This window comes from Mesorhizobium sp. M0833 (assembly GCF_040319905.1).
GTDB lineage: Bacteria > Pseudomonadota > Alphaproteobacteria > Rhizobiales > Rhizobiaceae > Mesorhizobium.
This window is the reverse complement of sequence record NZ_JAMYOQ010000008.1, coordinates 109157-125367: the sequence shown is the minus strand read 5'-3', so window position 1 is coordinate 125367 and position 16211 is coordinate 109157. Positions and strand designations below refer to the sequence as shown.

General features: G+C 58.4%; 12 protein-coding genes. 9 read left to right on the top strand and 3 right to left on the bottom strand.

The window, feature by feature from the left end; all coding sequences use genetic code 11:
• Positions 1-3: 3 nt before the first annotated feature.
• The 3 genes from NKH98_RS11800 to NKH98_RS11790 are packed head-to-tail and all read left to right on the top strand — an operon-like array spanning position 4 to position 2886.
• Positions 4-894, top strand: coding sequence for an ABC transporter permease (locus NKH98_RS11800; protein ID WP_352898572.1), 891 nt, complete (start codon positions 4-6; stop codon positions 892-894).
• A gap of 1 nt (position 895) precedes the next feature.
• The gene (locus NKH98_RS11795) at positions 896-1891 is read left to right on the top strand and encodes an ABC transporter ATP-binding protein (RefSeq protein ID WP_352898571.1); all 996 of its coding nucleotides are present in this window, start codon (positions 896-898) and stop codon (positions 1889-1891) included.
• Complete coding sequence (locus NKH98_RS11790) at positions 1888-2886, top strand: ABC transporter ATP-binding protein (protein WP_352898569.1); 999 nt, start codon at positions 1888-1890, stop codon at positions 2884-2886. Before NKH98_RS11795 ends, NKH98_RS11790 begins: the two co-directional genes overlap by 4 nt.
• A 226-nt stretch (positions 2887-3112) precedes the next feature.
• Here NKH98_RS11790 and lhgD read toward each other — a convergent pair whose 3' ends face one another.
• The 3 genes from lhgD to NKH98_RS11775 form a co-directional block, all read right to left on the bottom strand.
• Positions 3113-4315, bottom strand: coding sequence for an L-2-hydroxyglutarate dehydrogenase (lhgD, locus tag NKH98_RS11785; protein ID WP_352898567.1), 1203 nt, complete (start codon positions 4313-4315; stop codon positions 3113-3115).
• A gap of 26 nt (positions 4316-4341) precedes the next feature.
• Complete coding sequence (locus NKH98_RS11780) at positions 4342-5793, bottom strand: NAD-dependent succinate-semialdehyde dehydrogenase (RefSeq protein ID WP_502894238.1); 1452 nt, start codon at positions 5791-5793, stop codon at positions 4342-4344.
• 278 nt (positions 5794-6071) lie between these two features.
• Positions 6072-6941, bottom strand: a complete 870-nt coding sequence (locus NKH98_RS11775) for an SMP-30/gluconolactonase/LRE family protein (protein WP_352898563.1) — start codon at positions 6939-6941, stop codon at positions 6072-6074.
• Positions 6942-7395: 454 nt separating this feature from the next.
• Here NKH98_RS11775 and NKH98_RS11770 point away from each other — a divergent pair, with 454 nt between their 5' ends.
• From NKH98_RS11770 to NKH98_RS11745, 6 genes are all read left to right on the top strand, one after another.
• Complete coding sequence (locus tag NKH98_RS11770) at positions 7396-8118, top strand: ATP-binding cassette domain-containing protein (RefSeq protein WP_352898730.1); 723 nt, start codon at positions 7396-7398, stop codon at positions 8116-8118.
• A gap of 39 nt (positions 8119-8157) precedes the next feature.
• Positions 8158-9204, top strand: coding sequence for a sugar ABC transporter substrate-binding protein (locus NKH98_RS11765; RefSeq protein ID WP_352898561.1), 1047 nt, complete (start codon positions 8158-8160; stop codon positions 9202-9204).
• A 121-nt stretch (positions 9205-9325) separates the two neighbouring features.
• The gene (locus NKH98_RS11760; protein ID WP_352898558.1) at positions 9326-10312 is read left to right on the top strand and encodes an ABC transporter permease; all 987 of its coding nucleotides are present in this window, start codon (positions 9326-9328) and stop codon (positions 10310-10312) included.
• 402 nt (positions 10313-10714) lie between these two features.
• Positions 10715-12007: an alanine racemase gene (locus NKH98_RS11755; protein WP_352898556.1), complete on the top strand. Its 1293-nt coding sequence runs from the start codon at positions 10715-10717 to the stop codon at positions 12005-12007.
• Positions 12008-12395: 388 nt separating this feature from the next.
• On the top strand, positions 12396-13130 hold the full coding sequence (locus tag NKH98_RS11750; RefSeq protein ID WP_352898553.1) for a GntR family transcriptional regulator: 735 nt from the start codon (positions 12396-12398) through the stop codon (positions 13128-13130).
• Positions 13131-14435: 1305 nt separating this feature from the next.
• Entirely contained in the window at positions 14436-16046 is a 1611-nt protein-coding gene (locus NKH98_RS11745) for an ABC transporter substrate-binding protein (RefSeq protein ID WP_352898551.1), read from the top strand.
• Positions 16047-16211: the final 165 nt, after the last annotated feature.

The following is a 16211-nucleotide window of genomic DNA, read 5'->3' as shown; positions in this document are numbered from 1 at the left end:
GCGATGAGCAGCAACATTGACGACGGCATACCCGCGGACTTTCTGCCGCCGGTAAAGGTGCGAACAGGTGTTCTCGGCTTCGCGCTCCGCAACCCAACCATCACGATCGGCGCAACGCTTTTGACGTCGATCGCGGCCATCGCCGTCGCCGCTCCGATCCTATGGACGGTAGACCCGACGGCGCTCGCCCCCTCGCTCAGAACGCTCGCGCCCTCCGCTGAGCATTGGTTCGGAACGGACATGCTTGGCCGTGACGTTTATTCGCGTGTCATTTATGGCACTCGTGTTTCACTTGTCGTCGGGCTGGCCGTCGCCGTCGTCGCATCCGCCTTGGGTTTATTGATCGGACTGGTCTCGGGCTTTTTGCGAAGCGTCGATTCCATAATCATGCGCGTGATGGACGGTCTCATGTCCATCCCGCCCATTCTCTTGGCGATAGCTCTCATCGCTCTCATGCGCGGCTCCATCGTAAATGTGATCTTTGCCATTAGCGTCGCGGAAATACCCCGGGTCGCTCGACTCGTGCGCGGAGTGGTTCTGTCATTGCGCGAACAGCCCTATGTCGACGCCGCAATCGTTTCGGGGACTCATAGGGCGAAAATCATATTCCGCCACATTATGCCAAACACGCTGGCTCCGCTTCTGGTGCACGCAACATATGTCTGCGCCTCGGCGATGATCACCGAGGCTGTCCTTTCGTTCATCGGCGCCGGGACGCCACCGACCACGCCGTCTTGGGGCAACATCATGGCGGAGGGGCGTGCGCTCTGGCAGGTGAAGCCGTACATCGTGATGTTCCCGGCGGCTTTTCTTTCGGTCACCGTGCTTGCCATCAACATGCTTGGCGACGGTATGCGCGACGCGCTTGATCCGCGAATTGCAGGGAAAGTCTAACATGCGTTTGTTGGAAGTGTCGCGGCTGCAGACGCACTTCAGGTCTCGGGACGGCATCACTCGCGCGGTCGACGGCGTCTCATTCGGCGTTGACGCCGGGGAGACGCTTGCGATCGTTGGAGAATCCGGGTCCGGAAAATCCGTCACCGCGATGTCCATTCTCGGCCTGATCGATGCGTCGTCCGGCGGGTCGCGCGGGTCGATCAAATTGATGGGCAGGGAATTGCTTGGACTGCCGGAGCGAGACATGCGCCGGATCCGTGGCAAGGACATGGCCATGATCTTTCAAGAGCCGATGACGAGCCTTAACCCGGTTCTCTCGATCGGCTACCAGCTCTCCGAGTCGGTGCGGCTTCACGAGGGCCTGGGAAAGAAGGAAGCCAAGCGCCGCGCTATCGAGATGCTCGATCTCGTCGGAATCCCGGAAGCGCGGCGTCGCATCAAGGAGTATCCGCATCAGCTGTCTGGCGGAATGCGCCAACGGGTAATGATTGCGATGGCCATCGCCTGCAGTCCGAAGCTCCTGATCGCCGATGAGCCTACGACCGCGCTTGACGTCACCATCCAGCTTCAGATCCTCAATCTGATGCGCGAGCTGAAACGCAAGGTCGGCGCCGCGGTCGTCATTATCACGCACGATCTGGGTGTGGTCGCTGAGATCGCGGACCGCGTAATGGTCATGTATGCGGGGCGTGTGGTCGAGGCGACGACAGCGACCGAACTTTTCGAGCGTCCCCTGCATCCGTACACGATCGGCTTGCTCGGATCGGTTCCGAAACTGGGTTCTTCCCTGGCGGGCGAATCAAGCCGTCTTGCCGACATTCCCGGCATGGTTCCAAGCCTGAAGCGCAGGATCGACCACTGCGCTTTCGCGTCGAGGTGCATTCGGGCGACGGAGATATGCCGCAATACCGTGCCGCCGCTAATCATGAAGGCGCCGGCGCATGAGGTCGCCTGCCATCATGCGATGGTCGACGCAATGGAGCAGCCGATATGACGGTGCCGATACTTCAGGTCCTTGGGTTGAAGAAATACTACCCATTGTCCTCGACACCTTTTTGGGGGACCAAGAGCTTCGTGCATGCAGTCGACGATGTGTCGTTTGACCTTCATCGGGGTGAAACCCTGTCGCTGGTTGGAGAGTCAGGCTGCGGAAAGTCCACGGTCGGACGCTCGATACTCGGTCTTTCCAGCCTGACTGCCGGACAAATCTTCCTGGACGGTACGCGTATCGACGCATTCAGCCAAAGCGCGTGGCGGCCGCTGCGCAGGCGCATGCAGTTCGTATTTCAGGACCCGTTCAGCTCATTGAACCCACGTATGCGCGTGCGGGACATTCTGGCCGAACCACTGCGCAATTTTTCACTTGCGACCAGCGGCAGCGAGATCGACGCCAAGGTCGGTAAGCTGCTCGAGACGGTGAGCCTCCCGAAAGACGCCGGTTCCCGATGGCCGCACGAGTTCTCCGGCGGTCAGAGGCAGCGGATCGGTATCGCGCGCGCGCTGGCGACCAATCCCGACGTCATCGTATGCGACGAGGCGGTCAGCGCCCTCGACGTCTCGGTCAAGGCGCAGATCATCAACCTTCTTCAGGATTTACAGGCTGAGCTGGGCGTCGCCCTGCTTTTCATCAGCCACGATCTCGCTGTGGTCGAGCACCTGACGCACCGCGTGGCTGTGATGTATCTTGGCAAGATCGTTGAACTCGGCTCCAAGCGTGACGTTTTCGCGGCCCCCAGGCATCCATACACGGAGGCGCTGATGTCGGCCGTTCCCGTGCCGAAAGTGGGCGACCAGAGGCGGCGAATCGTCCTGAACGGCGATATACCGAGCCCGATCAATCCCCCAACCGGGTGTTATTTCCACACTCGATGCCCGCGCGCCTTCGACAGGTGCGTTCGGACACAACCTGAGTTGAAAGAGGTGACGCCCGGACGCTTCGCCGCATGTCACCTGAATGATAAGCCACTTGTCGCGGCAGCCTCGCTGTAAAACGCCGCGACGCGAGCTCGGCGCTGTCCGATCACCTGCGCACATTCGTCCTAGAAGCAACCAGCTCCGGCTTAGGCGTAGCGAGCCAGTCATTTTTCATTTGTGCGCCGGTTTTAACATCCTACTGCCATGACGGCGGATGTTAACCGCAGATCTTCCGGGCATGAATGCCTTCTCGGCCGATCAAACTCTGCACAATGGCCGCGGGACACGCTAGGCTGCCACCTCACCAGCCGAATTGCGTTGCAGCGCGATCAACGACCGCGCGAGCAATCGGCATGGAGGACGTCGCTGCCGGGGAAGGCGCGTTGCAGACATGCACGATCCGGGCCGTGGAGCGTATGATGAAGTCATGCTCGATCGTCCCATCGCTCATCACGGCTTGAGCGCGGATACCCGGACGGTAAGGCTCCAGGTCGTCGATCTTTAGTTCGGGGCAGTACTGCCTGCAAAGCGCCAGATAGCGTCGTTTGCTCAAAGAATTAGCCATCTCCGACAGACCCAAACCAAGATTGTTCTTCGCAAACACGCGGAACCCACGGTACGAGAATATCTCGGCTACATCTTTGAAGCTGAAATCGCTGAACCTGTAGCCTTCGCGCGCGAACGCGAGCACGGCGTTCGGTCCCACGGTGACGTATCCGCCGATCATGCGCGTCAGGTGGACGCCGAGGAATGGCAGAGCAGGATCCGGTACGGGATATATCAGGTGGTTGACGATGTCGTTTTTGTGCGGGCCGAGCCTGTAATACTCGCCGCGAAATGGCACCAGTTGAAAATCCAGGGTCAGTCCACTGAGCTTGGCCAAGCGGTCCGCCATAATCCCAGCGCAGACGATCAGGTGACGTGCCTTGATTGTTCTCGGGCCCGCCTCGATCGTGACCCCGTTCGGGTCCTCCTTGATGGTCTCGACCTTCAGGCCCGTGAGGATTTCACCACCGTGGCGCACCACTTCCGCACCCATTTTTCGGGCGACTACGGCATAGTCAACGATGCCAGTGGTCGGCACGAATAGCGCCCCGAGGCCTGTTATCCTCGGCTCGCGCCGCGCAAGCTCCTCTGCATCGAGAACTTCGACATTCAACCCGTTCTCCTTGCTGCGTTCGTGCAGAGCGGTCATGCGCGGGAGATCGTCCGGCTTTGTCGCCACGATCATCTTTCCGCATTGATCGAATGGTATGGAGTGCTGGCGGCAGAAAGCTATGGTTGCCTCGACCCCCTCCTTGCAGAACAAGGCTTTCAAGCTGCCTGGCTTGTAGTAGACGCCGGCATGAATGACGCCGCTGTTTCGCCCAGTTTGATGCTGGGCGAGGTCCGCCTCCTTTTCGATGATCGCAACTGAAAAACCAGGATAGCGGTCACTTATCCGCATTGCGGCCGCAATGCCAACGATGCCGCCGCCGATGATCACGACGTCGTATGTGCTCATGGATTGGTTCCGTCTGTTTTGGGAAGTCAGTCGATTTGCAAATGGGAGACGAATTTGGAGTTCAGATAACTTTCCAATGCGTCAGCGCCCCCCTCGGTCCCGTAGCCCGAGTCATTGATGCCACCGAACGGCACTTCTGGGAGCGCCAACCCAGGATGATTGATCGACATCATGCCCGAAGCGATGTCATCGCCGATCCTGGCGGCGCTGGCTGCCGACCGGGTGAATCCGTATGCCGCCAGACCGAAATTCAGCCTGTTTGCTTCGACCATGATTTCGTCAATCGACCGCATCGGAACCATGAGCGCCAGGGGGCCAAATGGTTCGTCGTTCATGACGCGCGCCGATGTGGGCACATTGGAGAGTACCGTCGGCTGAAAGAAGAAGCCGGTATTGCCTATCCTTTCGCCTCCAGTCACCACTTCGGCTCCGTGCTGCACCGCGTCTTGAACGAACATTTCTGTCGCTTCTACACGCCGCGTGTTGGCCAGCGGACCCATGCCTGTCTCCGCGTCGAGCCCGTTGCCAACCCTGATCTTCCTGGCAGCGTCGCTGAATTTCGCCACGAACTCGTCATAGACAGGCTCCTCAACGAGGAAGCGTGTCGGTGCCACGCAGACCTGCCCCGCATTGCGGAACTTGGAGGCGACCATCGTCGACGCGGCGCGTGACAGATCAGCGTCCTTGAGAACGATCACCGGTGCGTGGCCACCGAGTTCCATAGTCACACGCTTCATGTGCTGGCCGGCCAGAGACGCCAACTGCTTGCCGACGGGAGTCGATCCAGTGAACGATATCTTCCTGATCACCGGATGGGAAATAAGGTGCTGCGAGATTTCAGCCGGTGTTCCGTACAGGAGACCAATGACGCCGTCCGGCAAGCCGGCGTCGATGAACACACGTACCAGTTCGGCTGGCGCCGCAGGCGTTTCTTCGGCCGCTTTGATGATGATTGAACAGCCTGTGGCCAAGGCGGCGGCAAGCTTCCTCGCAAGCTGGCTGACGGGGAAATTCCAGGGTGTGAATGCAGCAACCGGCCCAACCGGTTCCTTAATCACGAGTTGGCGAACGGCGCGAGAGCGGGCCGGAATAACACGCCCATAGGTGCGCCGCGCCTCCTCGGCGAACCAATCGATGATGTCGGCGGCACTCAGCGTCTCTGCCTTGGCTTCGGCGAACGGCTTTCCCTGTTCGAGCGTCAGGAGCCGCGCAACATCCCCGGACCGGGCTCTCAGCAGTTCGGCGGCTTGCCGCATCAACTTGGAACGATCGAAGGGCGAGGTCGCACGCCAAGTTTTAAAACCCTTGCTCGTGGCTTCTATCGCGGCTCCGATATCAGCCTCTCCAGCATGGGCGAACACGCCCAGCACCTCGCCGGTGGCCGGGTTGACGACGGGAGAGGTACGGCCGTTGCTTGCCTGACGCCAATTCCCATCGATACGCAAAAGCACGTCGGGATAGGCGATTTCGGTCGAAATTGAAGGCTTGGTCACGTGTATGTCCTCTTGGCTAATGGCGCCGCGGCCCTTGAGTGGTTGGCATAGTACCCCGATATTTCAGTATTCAGCACGAGACGAGACCCCAATCGTTTTACCAGTAGCGAGGCCGCCATCGGTTTGACAGGGCGCGCAGGCGCGGCGATGCGTCGGTTGGAAGAGGCCGCATGCCCATGCCGCTCCGGCGTGGCGAGGTCGACCAAGAAAGGTCTTTGATACGCGGCGGGCCGGGTCTCGTCGACTATCAGGTGAGCTCTCCATCACCCGAACTTCCCGATTGGCGCGCCAGGTACGTCCGTGCGGCAAGAGATCAGAGTTCCCAGGTCCGGCTTGCCGTTGCGGGCTGTCGAGAGCGACGTTATGAACAAGGTTCGAAGATCGCGCCCCCCGAAGCACGGCATCGTTGGCGCATCGGTGGGAACCGGCATCGAGGCCAAGATGCCGCCGGCCGGTGAAATCTTGTTAATGCAGCCTGCCGTTACTCCGGCGCTCCAATAGAAGCCATCGACATCGACCGCGGCGCCATCGGCCAGACCCTCTTCCTCACTGGGCGTGACCAGCACCCGCATTCGGGACATCTGGCCGTTGGCGGGATCGAAATCATATGCAGAGACCGAACCTCTCGAGTCCGCGTGGTACATCGTTGTGCCATCAGGGCTCCAGGCCAAACCATTCGACACGTTGACCCCGCCTAACATCCGAGTACACCGGCCGTCCGGCGTGATCCTGTAAAGCGACGCGGTGGGCAAGCGGGGAACGGAATCGTGCATGCTGCCCACCCAAAAGCAGCCGTCCGGACCGACTTTACCGTCGTTGAGCCGATTGATCGAGACATTCGGCTCAGGGTGAACGAGGAACTCGAGCGATCGCGACGCCGGGTCATAAAGGTGCACGCCGCTCCGAAGCGCGACGATCAAGCGTCCACCCTGCGCCAGGCCGACGCTTCCGACCGCCGCGGGCATCGGATGAGTGGCCAATTGTCCCGAAGCTGGATCGAGTTGATAGAGCGCCGGCGCCAAGATGTCGACGAACCAAAGTATCTGGCGATCGTCGTCCCAAACAGGACTTTCCCCGAGGACGAGTTCGAAGGAAACATGTCGCGTGAACGACTGGGTCGAATCTAAGTGCAAACGATACTCTCCTTCAGCCCCTGCCGGCGGCGAGCAGGAAGTGCAAAAAAACAGCGCACTCAGAATTTTATATCAGTCAAAGCAGATTTGATATAGCAAATTTCGAACTTGTCGAGCCGATTTTGTCCTGCGACAGGACGAAATATGAGACGCAAACACCAAATTGCTACGGCCATCCGCCCTTCCCGTGAGGATGTCGGTACTGCCGAAAACGCGTTGCACACTCTAAACGGACGTTGCAAAGGGTTCAAAATGAACGCTGCGGCTCCGGGATTCCGAGTAGCTACAATGTTTTTTCTCTGCGCTGTGACTGCGAGGCTCACAAAGGCTTTGAGCCAATTCTCAAATATTACCTTTGACCGATATGAAATATCGTATATGGTCGATCAATTGCGGAAACAGCATGAGGGACGCGGCTGCCGTGAGCGATTTGTTGCACCTGAAGGACATCAGTATGCATTTCGGCGCTGTCATGGCGCTGGATCGAGTGGATATTTCGGTCGGTCGAGGCGAGGTGCTGGCCCTGCTGGGTGATAACGGCGCAGGCAAGTCGACCTTGATCAAAGTAATCTCCGGCGGACTGAAGCCGTCAGGCGGCAAGATCTTCTTCGAAGGCGAGGAGCGCGTCTTCGAGTCTCCTCATGACGCCAAGCAGATGGGCATCGAGACCGTCTACCAAGACCTTTCCGTTTGCCTGAATGCCGACGTTGTCGCGAATTTCTTCATGGGACGCGAACTCACTCGGCGTTTTTTTGGCATCCCGATTCTTCGGGAGGGCGAGATGAAGGCAATCACTGAGAAGGTGCTGAGTGCAGGAGGCACGCGCATCCGCTCTGTACGAGTTAACGCAGAGCATCTCTCGGGCGGCCAACGTCAAGCGATCGAACTTAACCGCTTTGTCCACTGGGGTGGAAAGCTCGTCGTGCTAGACGAGCCATTTGCCGCGCTGGGCGTGGAGCAAGTGCGACGAGGCTTGGAAACAATCGCGCACGTGCGCGATCAGGGTATCACGGTGATCATCGTCACCCACAATATGACCCATGCCTTCGAGATCGCGGATCGCATCATAGTCATGCATCAGGGGCGGGTCGCAGGAAACGTGCCGACTGCCCAGACAACTCACGAGGATGTCATTCGTATGATTACCGGAGATGCGGCTCGCCGATCCGCATCCTGATCGTTTGTCCTCGGCAATAAGAAAACAGGGAGCGCAGCAATGAATTTTTCGAGAAGACAGATAGGCGGGCTTGCCTTGGGAGCCATGGCCGGGCTGGCGTCCAGCCGCGTGTCGGCTGCCAGTAAAGGAAAGGTGTACTTCCTAATTCCTGATTCGGGCGGCCCGTTCTATCCGGCGTCCGCAAAGGTTGAGGCCGCCTTTCTTCAGCAGATCGGCTACGAGATGATCACCTTGGATGGCGGCAATAAGTCCGATCTGCAGCTGAACCAGATAGACAACATTATCAATCTAAATCCAACGGCGATCGTCCTCGCCGCCGTTGACTACGACGCAGCCGTGCCTGGCGTCGAGAAGGCTAGGGCCGCCGGAATTCCGGTGATCGCATTTGATCGCGAGATCAAGAGCACCAAGCTCGATTTTACCTCTGTGGCCGGCACGATTGAGATCGGCCGCATTGCAGGTGATGAGGCGATCCGGCTCCTCAAGGAGCGGAAGGGTTCGCTCAAAGGCAAAGTGCTGCAAATCATGGGAGACCCCGGCGACTCGTACGTCGTGGGCCTGGCAAAGGGTTTCGGCGAGAAGTTGGCGGGCCTTTCCGACGTGACGCTTATCACCAAGCCGACGCCGCAGTGGGAACCAACCAACGCCGGCAGCACGGCGCAGAACCAGTTGCAGGCTAACCCTGACATCGATGTTATTTTCTATCACTCGGGGTATCTGGCGTCCGCAGTTCAAGGAGCGCTCGAAGCGGCCGGAAAGAAGCCAGGCGAGGTCATGTGCCTGGATGGAGACGGCGACCCCGGTGGATTGGCTCAGATTCGTGCCGGCTGGCAGCAAGCGTCGGTTGCGCAGCCCATGTATGCGCAAGCGTTGGCCGTGGCTGAGGTGATGGACAAGCTTGTCAATAAACAGCCTCTCAACGTCGGCACTTATCAGGTTCTTGGCCTCGACGCTGCGCTGACGATCGAGCCATGGGGTCCCTATTTCAAGATCCCCGGAAAGGTCGTGACAAAGGAAAACGTTGACGATCCGGCCGTTTGGGGAAATGGCAAGATCCCGGACGTCAAGGTCACTCCAATCGGTTGACGTTTTGATTTGACCCCCTGGGGACCGAGCACGCCCGCTCGGCCTCAGGCTTGCTTTCGAGGCAACCATGACAAGTTTAAGTGACCAGGAAACCGTTCGCCCTCGGCAGATAGGGCTGGGAATGAAGCGGACGCTTATCGAAGCCGCACTCGAGAATATCGTATGGTTGATCCTGCTGACCATTCTTGCGGTGTTTTGTGTCGCAATTCCTGGTTATGCCCAATTCGGCATCTTCTTCAATATCATCGAGCAGGCCACGTTTGTCGGCATCCTCGCGGTCGGCCTATCGATCACGATCATCGCTGGCCAAATGGATCTGTCGATCGAGTCGACCATGGCTCTTGCCGCCATGGTTACCGCGACCTTGGTTAGCACCGGCCCGCTCGGATGGGGATGGGGGCAAGGCCCAGGTTGGCTGATCATTCCGGGGACGCTGGCGGTTGCTCTTGGCTTGGGCGTTGCCATCGGTCTCGCCAACGCCCTCCTGGTTATTAAGCTGAAGATCAATGCGTTCATTGCGACGCTCGCGACATATATCTTCCTTCGCGGGGCCGTCGTAGCGTTCAATGGCGGTTCGGCTGTGTTTGGATTGCCCGCTTCGCTGAGATCCATCGCCCTAGTCAAGTTGGCGGGAATACCGCTCTTTGCCTGGCTGACAGTCACCATTTTCTTGGTATTTTCATTTGTCTTGAAGAAGACGCCGTTTGGCCGTTACCTCTACCTTGTGGGCGGCAATCCCATCCCGCCATTCCGGGCCGGAATCGCTGTAGAAAAGATCGCTGCGTGGAGCTTCGTGCTATCGGCTGCACTCGCGGCTTTTGCCGGATGGTTGCTCGCAGCTCGGACATCCGGGGCGACCCCGAACCTTGGTATTGGGATGCTGTTCGAAGCGTTTGCAGCGGTGGTCATCGGTGGAGTGAGCCTAAAGGGTGGCATCGGCAGATTGTCCGGAGTCTTTGCCGGCGTGCTTCTACTGAGTGCAATCAGAACTGCGATCAACCTCCTTTCGATGCCGCCACACTACACTCAGATGATTCAAGGCGCTCTGGTTCTCGCGGCGATGTTGCTGGATGCCCTGAAGACGACAATCCGGAAGCGGTACCTATAAGCAGAATTGGCTGCGTGTCGGTTCGTTGAGACGAGGAGCGCACTGTCTGTCATCCACAGCGCTGGAGCGTGTCATTGGCCCTGTCTACGCTCTTCACAGCAAAGAGGCCCCGGGGGGTCCATCGGCCAGACTGGCGAGGCATCTACCATCGCACGCTGCTGAGTTTAGTTGTTTCCTTGGGGAGGATGCAGCAGATCCGCTCTGACCCCTGCCGCGCGGCGAAAATCAGTGGCGCACCTGTGCCAGGGACAGGGGGGTGAGCCAGCATCGGACGTGCGGTGTATCGCAGCACGGTCCGCCGCCAGCTCTGAGCGACCCGAATAGCGTTGGTCCCGTAGCCAGCGTCGAAGGCAACGAAATGTCAGACAAGCTTTGACTGCGATTTCCAAACGGAGTGCGACGATGAAGTTGCTGGACTTTAATGAAGCCGCGGACTTCGAGCTTGATGGGAGCGTACGAGGCGTTCCGCCCGGGGTCGTGATATCGAACGGAAAGCTCAGCGCGATGAATTGGTCGCCGCACGACGGCAGCATGACACTGCCCGTGCTGACGTTGGACGAGGAAGCTCTGTTGTCCAATGCCACCAATTTCCTGCAATTCGCCGAGAACGAGAAAGTGCTCCTGGCGCCTCACGCCAAGACGCCCATGATGCCAGGCTTAGCGGCCTCGCTCGTCACCGCCGGCGCTTGGGGAGCGACCGTGGCGAATGTTCAGCAGCTGTCTGCACTCATGGCTGCAGGCGTGAAGCGCATCATTTACGGAAGCCCCCCCGGTGGAATGACCGGCTGTACTCACCTGGCCGCAGCCCTGGCGCTCTTTCCGGACGTCGACGCGTATGTCTTCCTGGATTCGGTCGAAACCGTAAGGGCTCTGCACCAAGCCCTTCGCAAGAGAGGCGGGGCCAGAGCCTTCGGGTTGATCGAGGTCGGGTTTGGACGGACCGGCGCCAGAGACATCGGTACCGCCATGGCGATCCGCGACGCAATCATCGCCACGAATGGCGCGATCAGACTGGCAGGCGTTGCCACCTACGAAGCCGGCGCTGCGGCCGGAAGCGGCGTCGACTATCAGATCATATTTCGCCAGCTTTTTCGACTGGTTGCTGACGCGCATCGTTCGGCCAGAGAAGCCGTACCTTTGGGCGAGCACTTGATTATTACCGCAGGCGGCTCAAGCTATTTCGACGATGTGATCGACGCTCTGCGGCCAGTGGCTGAAACTCAAGGCCCAACCTCACTGGTGCTGCGCTCCGGAGCTATTTTCTTCTCTGACGACGGAATGCAGCAGCGGGCTCTCGCGGCAATAGCAGCAAGAAGTCGCTATGGATCGATAGGAAATGCAATCAGGCCGGTGTTGTCGCTTTGGGCGGAAGTCGTATCTCGGCCGGAAGATGGTCTTGCCATAGCAGGGTTCGGAAGGCGCGACGCGCCAACCGACCAAGGGGTCCCTGTCGTGCGGCGAATCTACCGTGATGGCGTCAAGGTTACCTCAGTAGATGACCAACTGCCGGTCGTCGCGAAGGTGAACGACCAACACGCCTTCATTTCCGGACCAGGCGTCGAAGGCCTCTTGGTGGGAGACATCCTTCAACTTGGCATCTCACATCCCTGTACGGCGCTCCAGTGTTGGAACGTCGTCTACGGCACCGACGATCAATACCGGGTCCAATCCGCGTTTAAAACCCATTTTGGCTAAGGAAAAGGCCGTGAATGATCAGAGCTGGCGGCGGAGGGCATGGGAGCGATCCTCGACTAGGAAAATCGGCCATCTGCATCGTTCAACGATAGGCCGACGATGCTGAATTGATGCATTCCTTGACGCCCACCTTCGGTGGCTTGCCGTTCGTCAACTTCGACGCCGCACCCGCCGATGGCTGGCGCGTCAACGCTCAGTGGACGCTCATTGGATCGGCAGACCTGCACAGGGCACCTGATCCGTCATCGGGACTGCTCTAAAACATGTTGCGGCTGACTGCTGCATGTGGATGATCACAGACTCCGACAGTGAATCCTGCCGCTACAGGTTTTGAGAGGCACGAGATTGGGATTCTGGTATTGTGGTGCCCGGCTACGGGCAGGGAGAAATGATGCTTGCGACAAAGACGGATGTTGAACGCTCGGATGAGGAAACGGACGACCGCATAGGGTTGAATCGCGACAGCCTGGCTGATCAGATTTATGCCAAGCTGCGCAGTGCGCTGATGACCGCTCGGTATGAGCCCGGTAGCCGTTTAAGCATCCGAAAGCTGGCCGCGACTTTTAACACCTCGCCGACACCCGTGCGTGAAGCAGTTATGCAGCTCGTAAGAGAGGGAGCCCTGGAACTGCGGTCGGGTTACCAGCCTATCGTGCCGGTTCTCTCGATTGCACAATACATCAAGATCCGCGACACTCGCATACCTCTTGAGCGGCTGGCCGCTGAACTTAGCACAGTCAATATTACAGAAGAGGGTATCCGACATGTTCGAGAGATCAATAACAAGTGGATGCAATTCGAAGCTGAGGGGGATTGGCAATCGGCCATTGCTGCTAATCATGAGTTTCATTTTACGGTGTATAGGGCATCCATGAACGATATTCTGGTTCGCATCATCGAGAACCTCTGGATGTTGTCTTACCCAGTTGTCTATTATCAATATCGGAACATACGCCTGAGCAGGTCTGGAGTGCACCCACATCTGCTGCTGATCGACGCGTTGGAAAGGCGGTCTCCGGCCGAAGCAGGCGAAATGGCGGTGCGCGATTTGCGCGAGGGTTCTTCCAGGATTATCGAACTGCTCAATTCGAAGAAAGAGAATCCGAAACAGAAGGTGATATAAGGCCAAGGGGAGCGAATTACCCAGCCGCCGGTCCGGCGGCTACTCGCCGCGCCTAAGGCCGGGTGAAGTTCGGCTGCGCGCGTTCTGAGGCTTTCGATGGCGAGATCATCCTGATCGAAAACTCTTATGCCACATTCCCCAGGCATGCGGTCACAGGAAAGACGGGCGCCAACGTGGTTGCATGGAACGTTCCGTAGGCGATGCCACCAAAACCACGCACTTGTCGACGCCGAAGCTCGCCGATTTGCCCTCGTACCGACGCGGGCAGGGCTGTTGAAGTACGACTCGGCGAGATTTCGTGCCTCTACCTCTGCGGAGAGGGCACGAATAGCGTCCCTGATCGTGGGCGGGATATGAGGCTTGAGCAAGTCCAGCACTGCGCGGCGAGTTTGACGTCATGTGCAGTTTAGAGGCATCGCTGCGGCGAGACCACAAAACTTCCTCGCCGACCAAGCAGCGATTTGGCGGTTTGAAGCCGACTGGCTGCGTCCATCTGCCATGGTTGTGCGCCGGAACGTATAGGGCGGTCCCGCTTGTCAAATCGGCTACAACCGTGGTCGTAGCAATCGCTGCCTTCTTTGTCGCGGCGCCAGCCTAAGCAGCTTAGCAACTCCAGAGACATTTGATATATCGTGGACCACAATTGAAATTACGCCAAGCTGCTTGCGAGGGGACAGCCATTGTATGGGAGGACTGCTTCCACTCGCGGACGTTCTCGATCATCCGGGCGTGGTCAAGCTCATCGGAATTGTATCGCAATTCCGGAGCCTGCTGTCTCGGGGTTCCATCGTTTACGAGGGGGTTTACCGCGCCACACACCATGAGGCGGTTGTGCACTGCCATTCGCGGGACGCGACAGCAGTTGCGCTCCTGATTGAAGGCATGGCGCGCTTCCGGGCGTAGTCCCGTCATCGGGGTAGAAATTGCAAGCGCGTCGCCCGGGGCCAGAATCCGATCACTTCAAGTTAGTTGTTGATATATCAAACGAGCGCTGTGCGGTATCGCCAAAACGTCATTGCCAAAAGCGGCAATTATGATATACCAAAATGACAGACCGTTGGGAGGACGGACAGAAATGCCGCCACACTCGCAGTTGGCTAGGACGGGGCCGTCGCACCGGCACGCACGTTCAGTCCCGCGTTAGCAGAATCTGCCAGTCACCGCTCGTCCGGCTTCTCCGAAGCATCCATGAAGCCATCGCCGGATGTCCACGACCAGCATCCGGTCCGAATGCCGATACGGCCAAGTCAATGTTGCGCGGCCGACTGGCGAATGAAAAGCGCACAAACAAAAAAGGGGAAGACCATGAATATTTCCTTGAAATCTCGCCCTTACCCGAACGGGTTGAGGGTCGCCGCAATTGCCGCATCGTTGATCGCTCCGGTCGCGGCTCCCACCTTCGCCTGGGGACAGGACAGGCCGCTCGTGATTGCCCGGAATCTGGACCTGAACTCACTCGATCCGTCGCGGGCCGGTTGCGACACGTGCATGATTTACCTGACGGCTACGTACGAAACGCTTGTTCATCTCGGCAAAGACGGGAGGTCCGTGGAGCCGGGACTGGCAGAGTCATGGGAGGCCAACGAGGACAACTCGGCTTTCGTGTTCAAGCTCAATCCCAAGGCCGTCTTTGCAGACGGTACTCCGGTGGAGGCAAAAGATGTCATCTGGTCCTGGAACAGGCTCATCAACGGCCAAGGCGGTAACGCCTGGACGCTGGGCACGATCAAGTCAATGGAGGCGCCCGACAGCCACACCGTCAAAGTCCAGCTGACCCAGCCGGATGGCGAGTTCCTTGGCAAGGTCATGGTGAGCAGCTCTGCGATCATCAACAGTGATCTGGCCGAGGCACACGGCGCACGGGCGGGGAAAGACGCCGGCACCGATCCTGCCGAGCCATGGTTTCTGTCCAACTCGGCTGGCAGTGGTCCCTTCGTGTTGGCGGCATACAGTCCCAATGCGGAGTTGCGATTGAAGCGGAACGATAAATATTGGGGGCAACCAGCAGGCGTCAGCGAGGTGCTCTTCAAGCAAGTAAAAGACTCGGTTGCGCAGGCGCAGTTGATCCAGAACGGTGATGTGGATATCGCGATGCAAATCGATCCTGATACGGCAAAGACCTTATCATCCCCCGATATCGTCGTCGATTCTTTGCCATCGGCGAACTATATCTATATGGCGCTTAGTCCTGGGGCGAAGGCTAACCCCGTTCCCATGACGAAGGAAATTCGACAGGCCATCGGCTATGCGGTGGATTACAAAGGCCTTGTCGAGTTCACCGTCGGTGGCGCCGGTCGGCTGCAGCCGTCTCCGGTTCCGAACGAATGGCCTGGCACGCAAGGCTTGCCGGAGCCTGAATACAACATCGAAAAGGCTAAGGAACTGCTGGAAAAGGCTGGATTGAAAGACGGGCTCGACCTTGAGGCGAAGTTTCCAAACATGAACTATTACGGAGTGGATATGTCCACTCTCATGCAGAAGCTTCAGCAGGATCTGTCCAAGGCCAACATTCGTATCAAGCTTGAACCGCTGACCTTTCCAGTCTGGCTTGATACCGTCCGTGGAGACGGCACGCCACTGACCGCGTCGTTCTATGCGCCTGACTATTATGGGACGGGGCAGTATATCGACAACTTTGGCATGATCCCGGGGACACGGTGGGCAAAGCGGTCCGGCGCCGAGCGCCTCGGATTGCTGAACGCCAAGGAGAAGGAGCTGCTGGACAAGGCACTGGCGGCTCCCGAGGCCAAGCGTGACGGATTCTTCAAGCAGGCTGCCTTGGAAATGATAGGGGATCGGGTCATCATCGGCCTCGTCAACCCCGACAACATTTACGTCTATAACAAACACGTGCAAGGCGTTCGTTACAGCCTCAACGACTTGATGCCACTGCGTGAACTAAGCTTCAGGCAATAGGTTGGCCACGTAACCCCAGCCCAAGGATAGTCGATCGACCGGCGAGGTGCTTCACCCGCCGGTCGATCAAAATTTTACCTGCGGGGCGTTGCGCCGAGACGTCGGCCGACATTGTCTGTTTTCAACTAGACCGAATATCTTGCTGTAAGCTGGCGCTGAATGCTT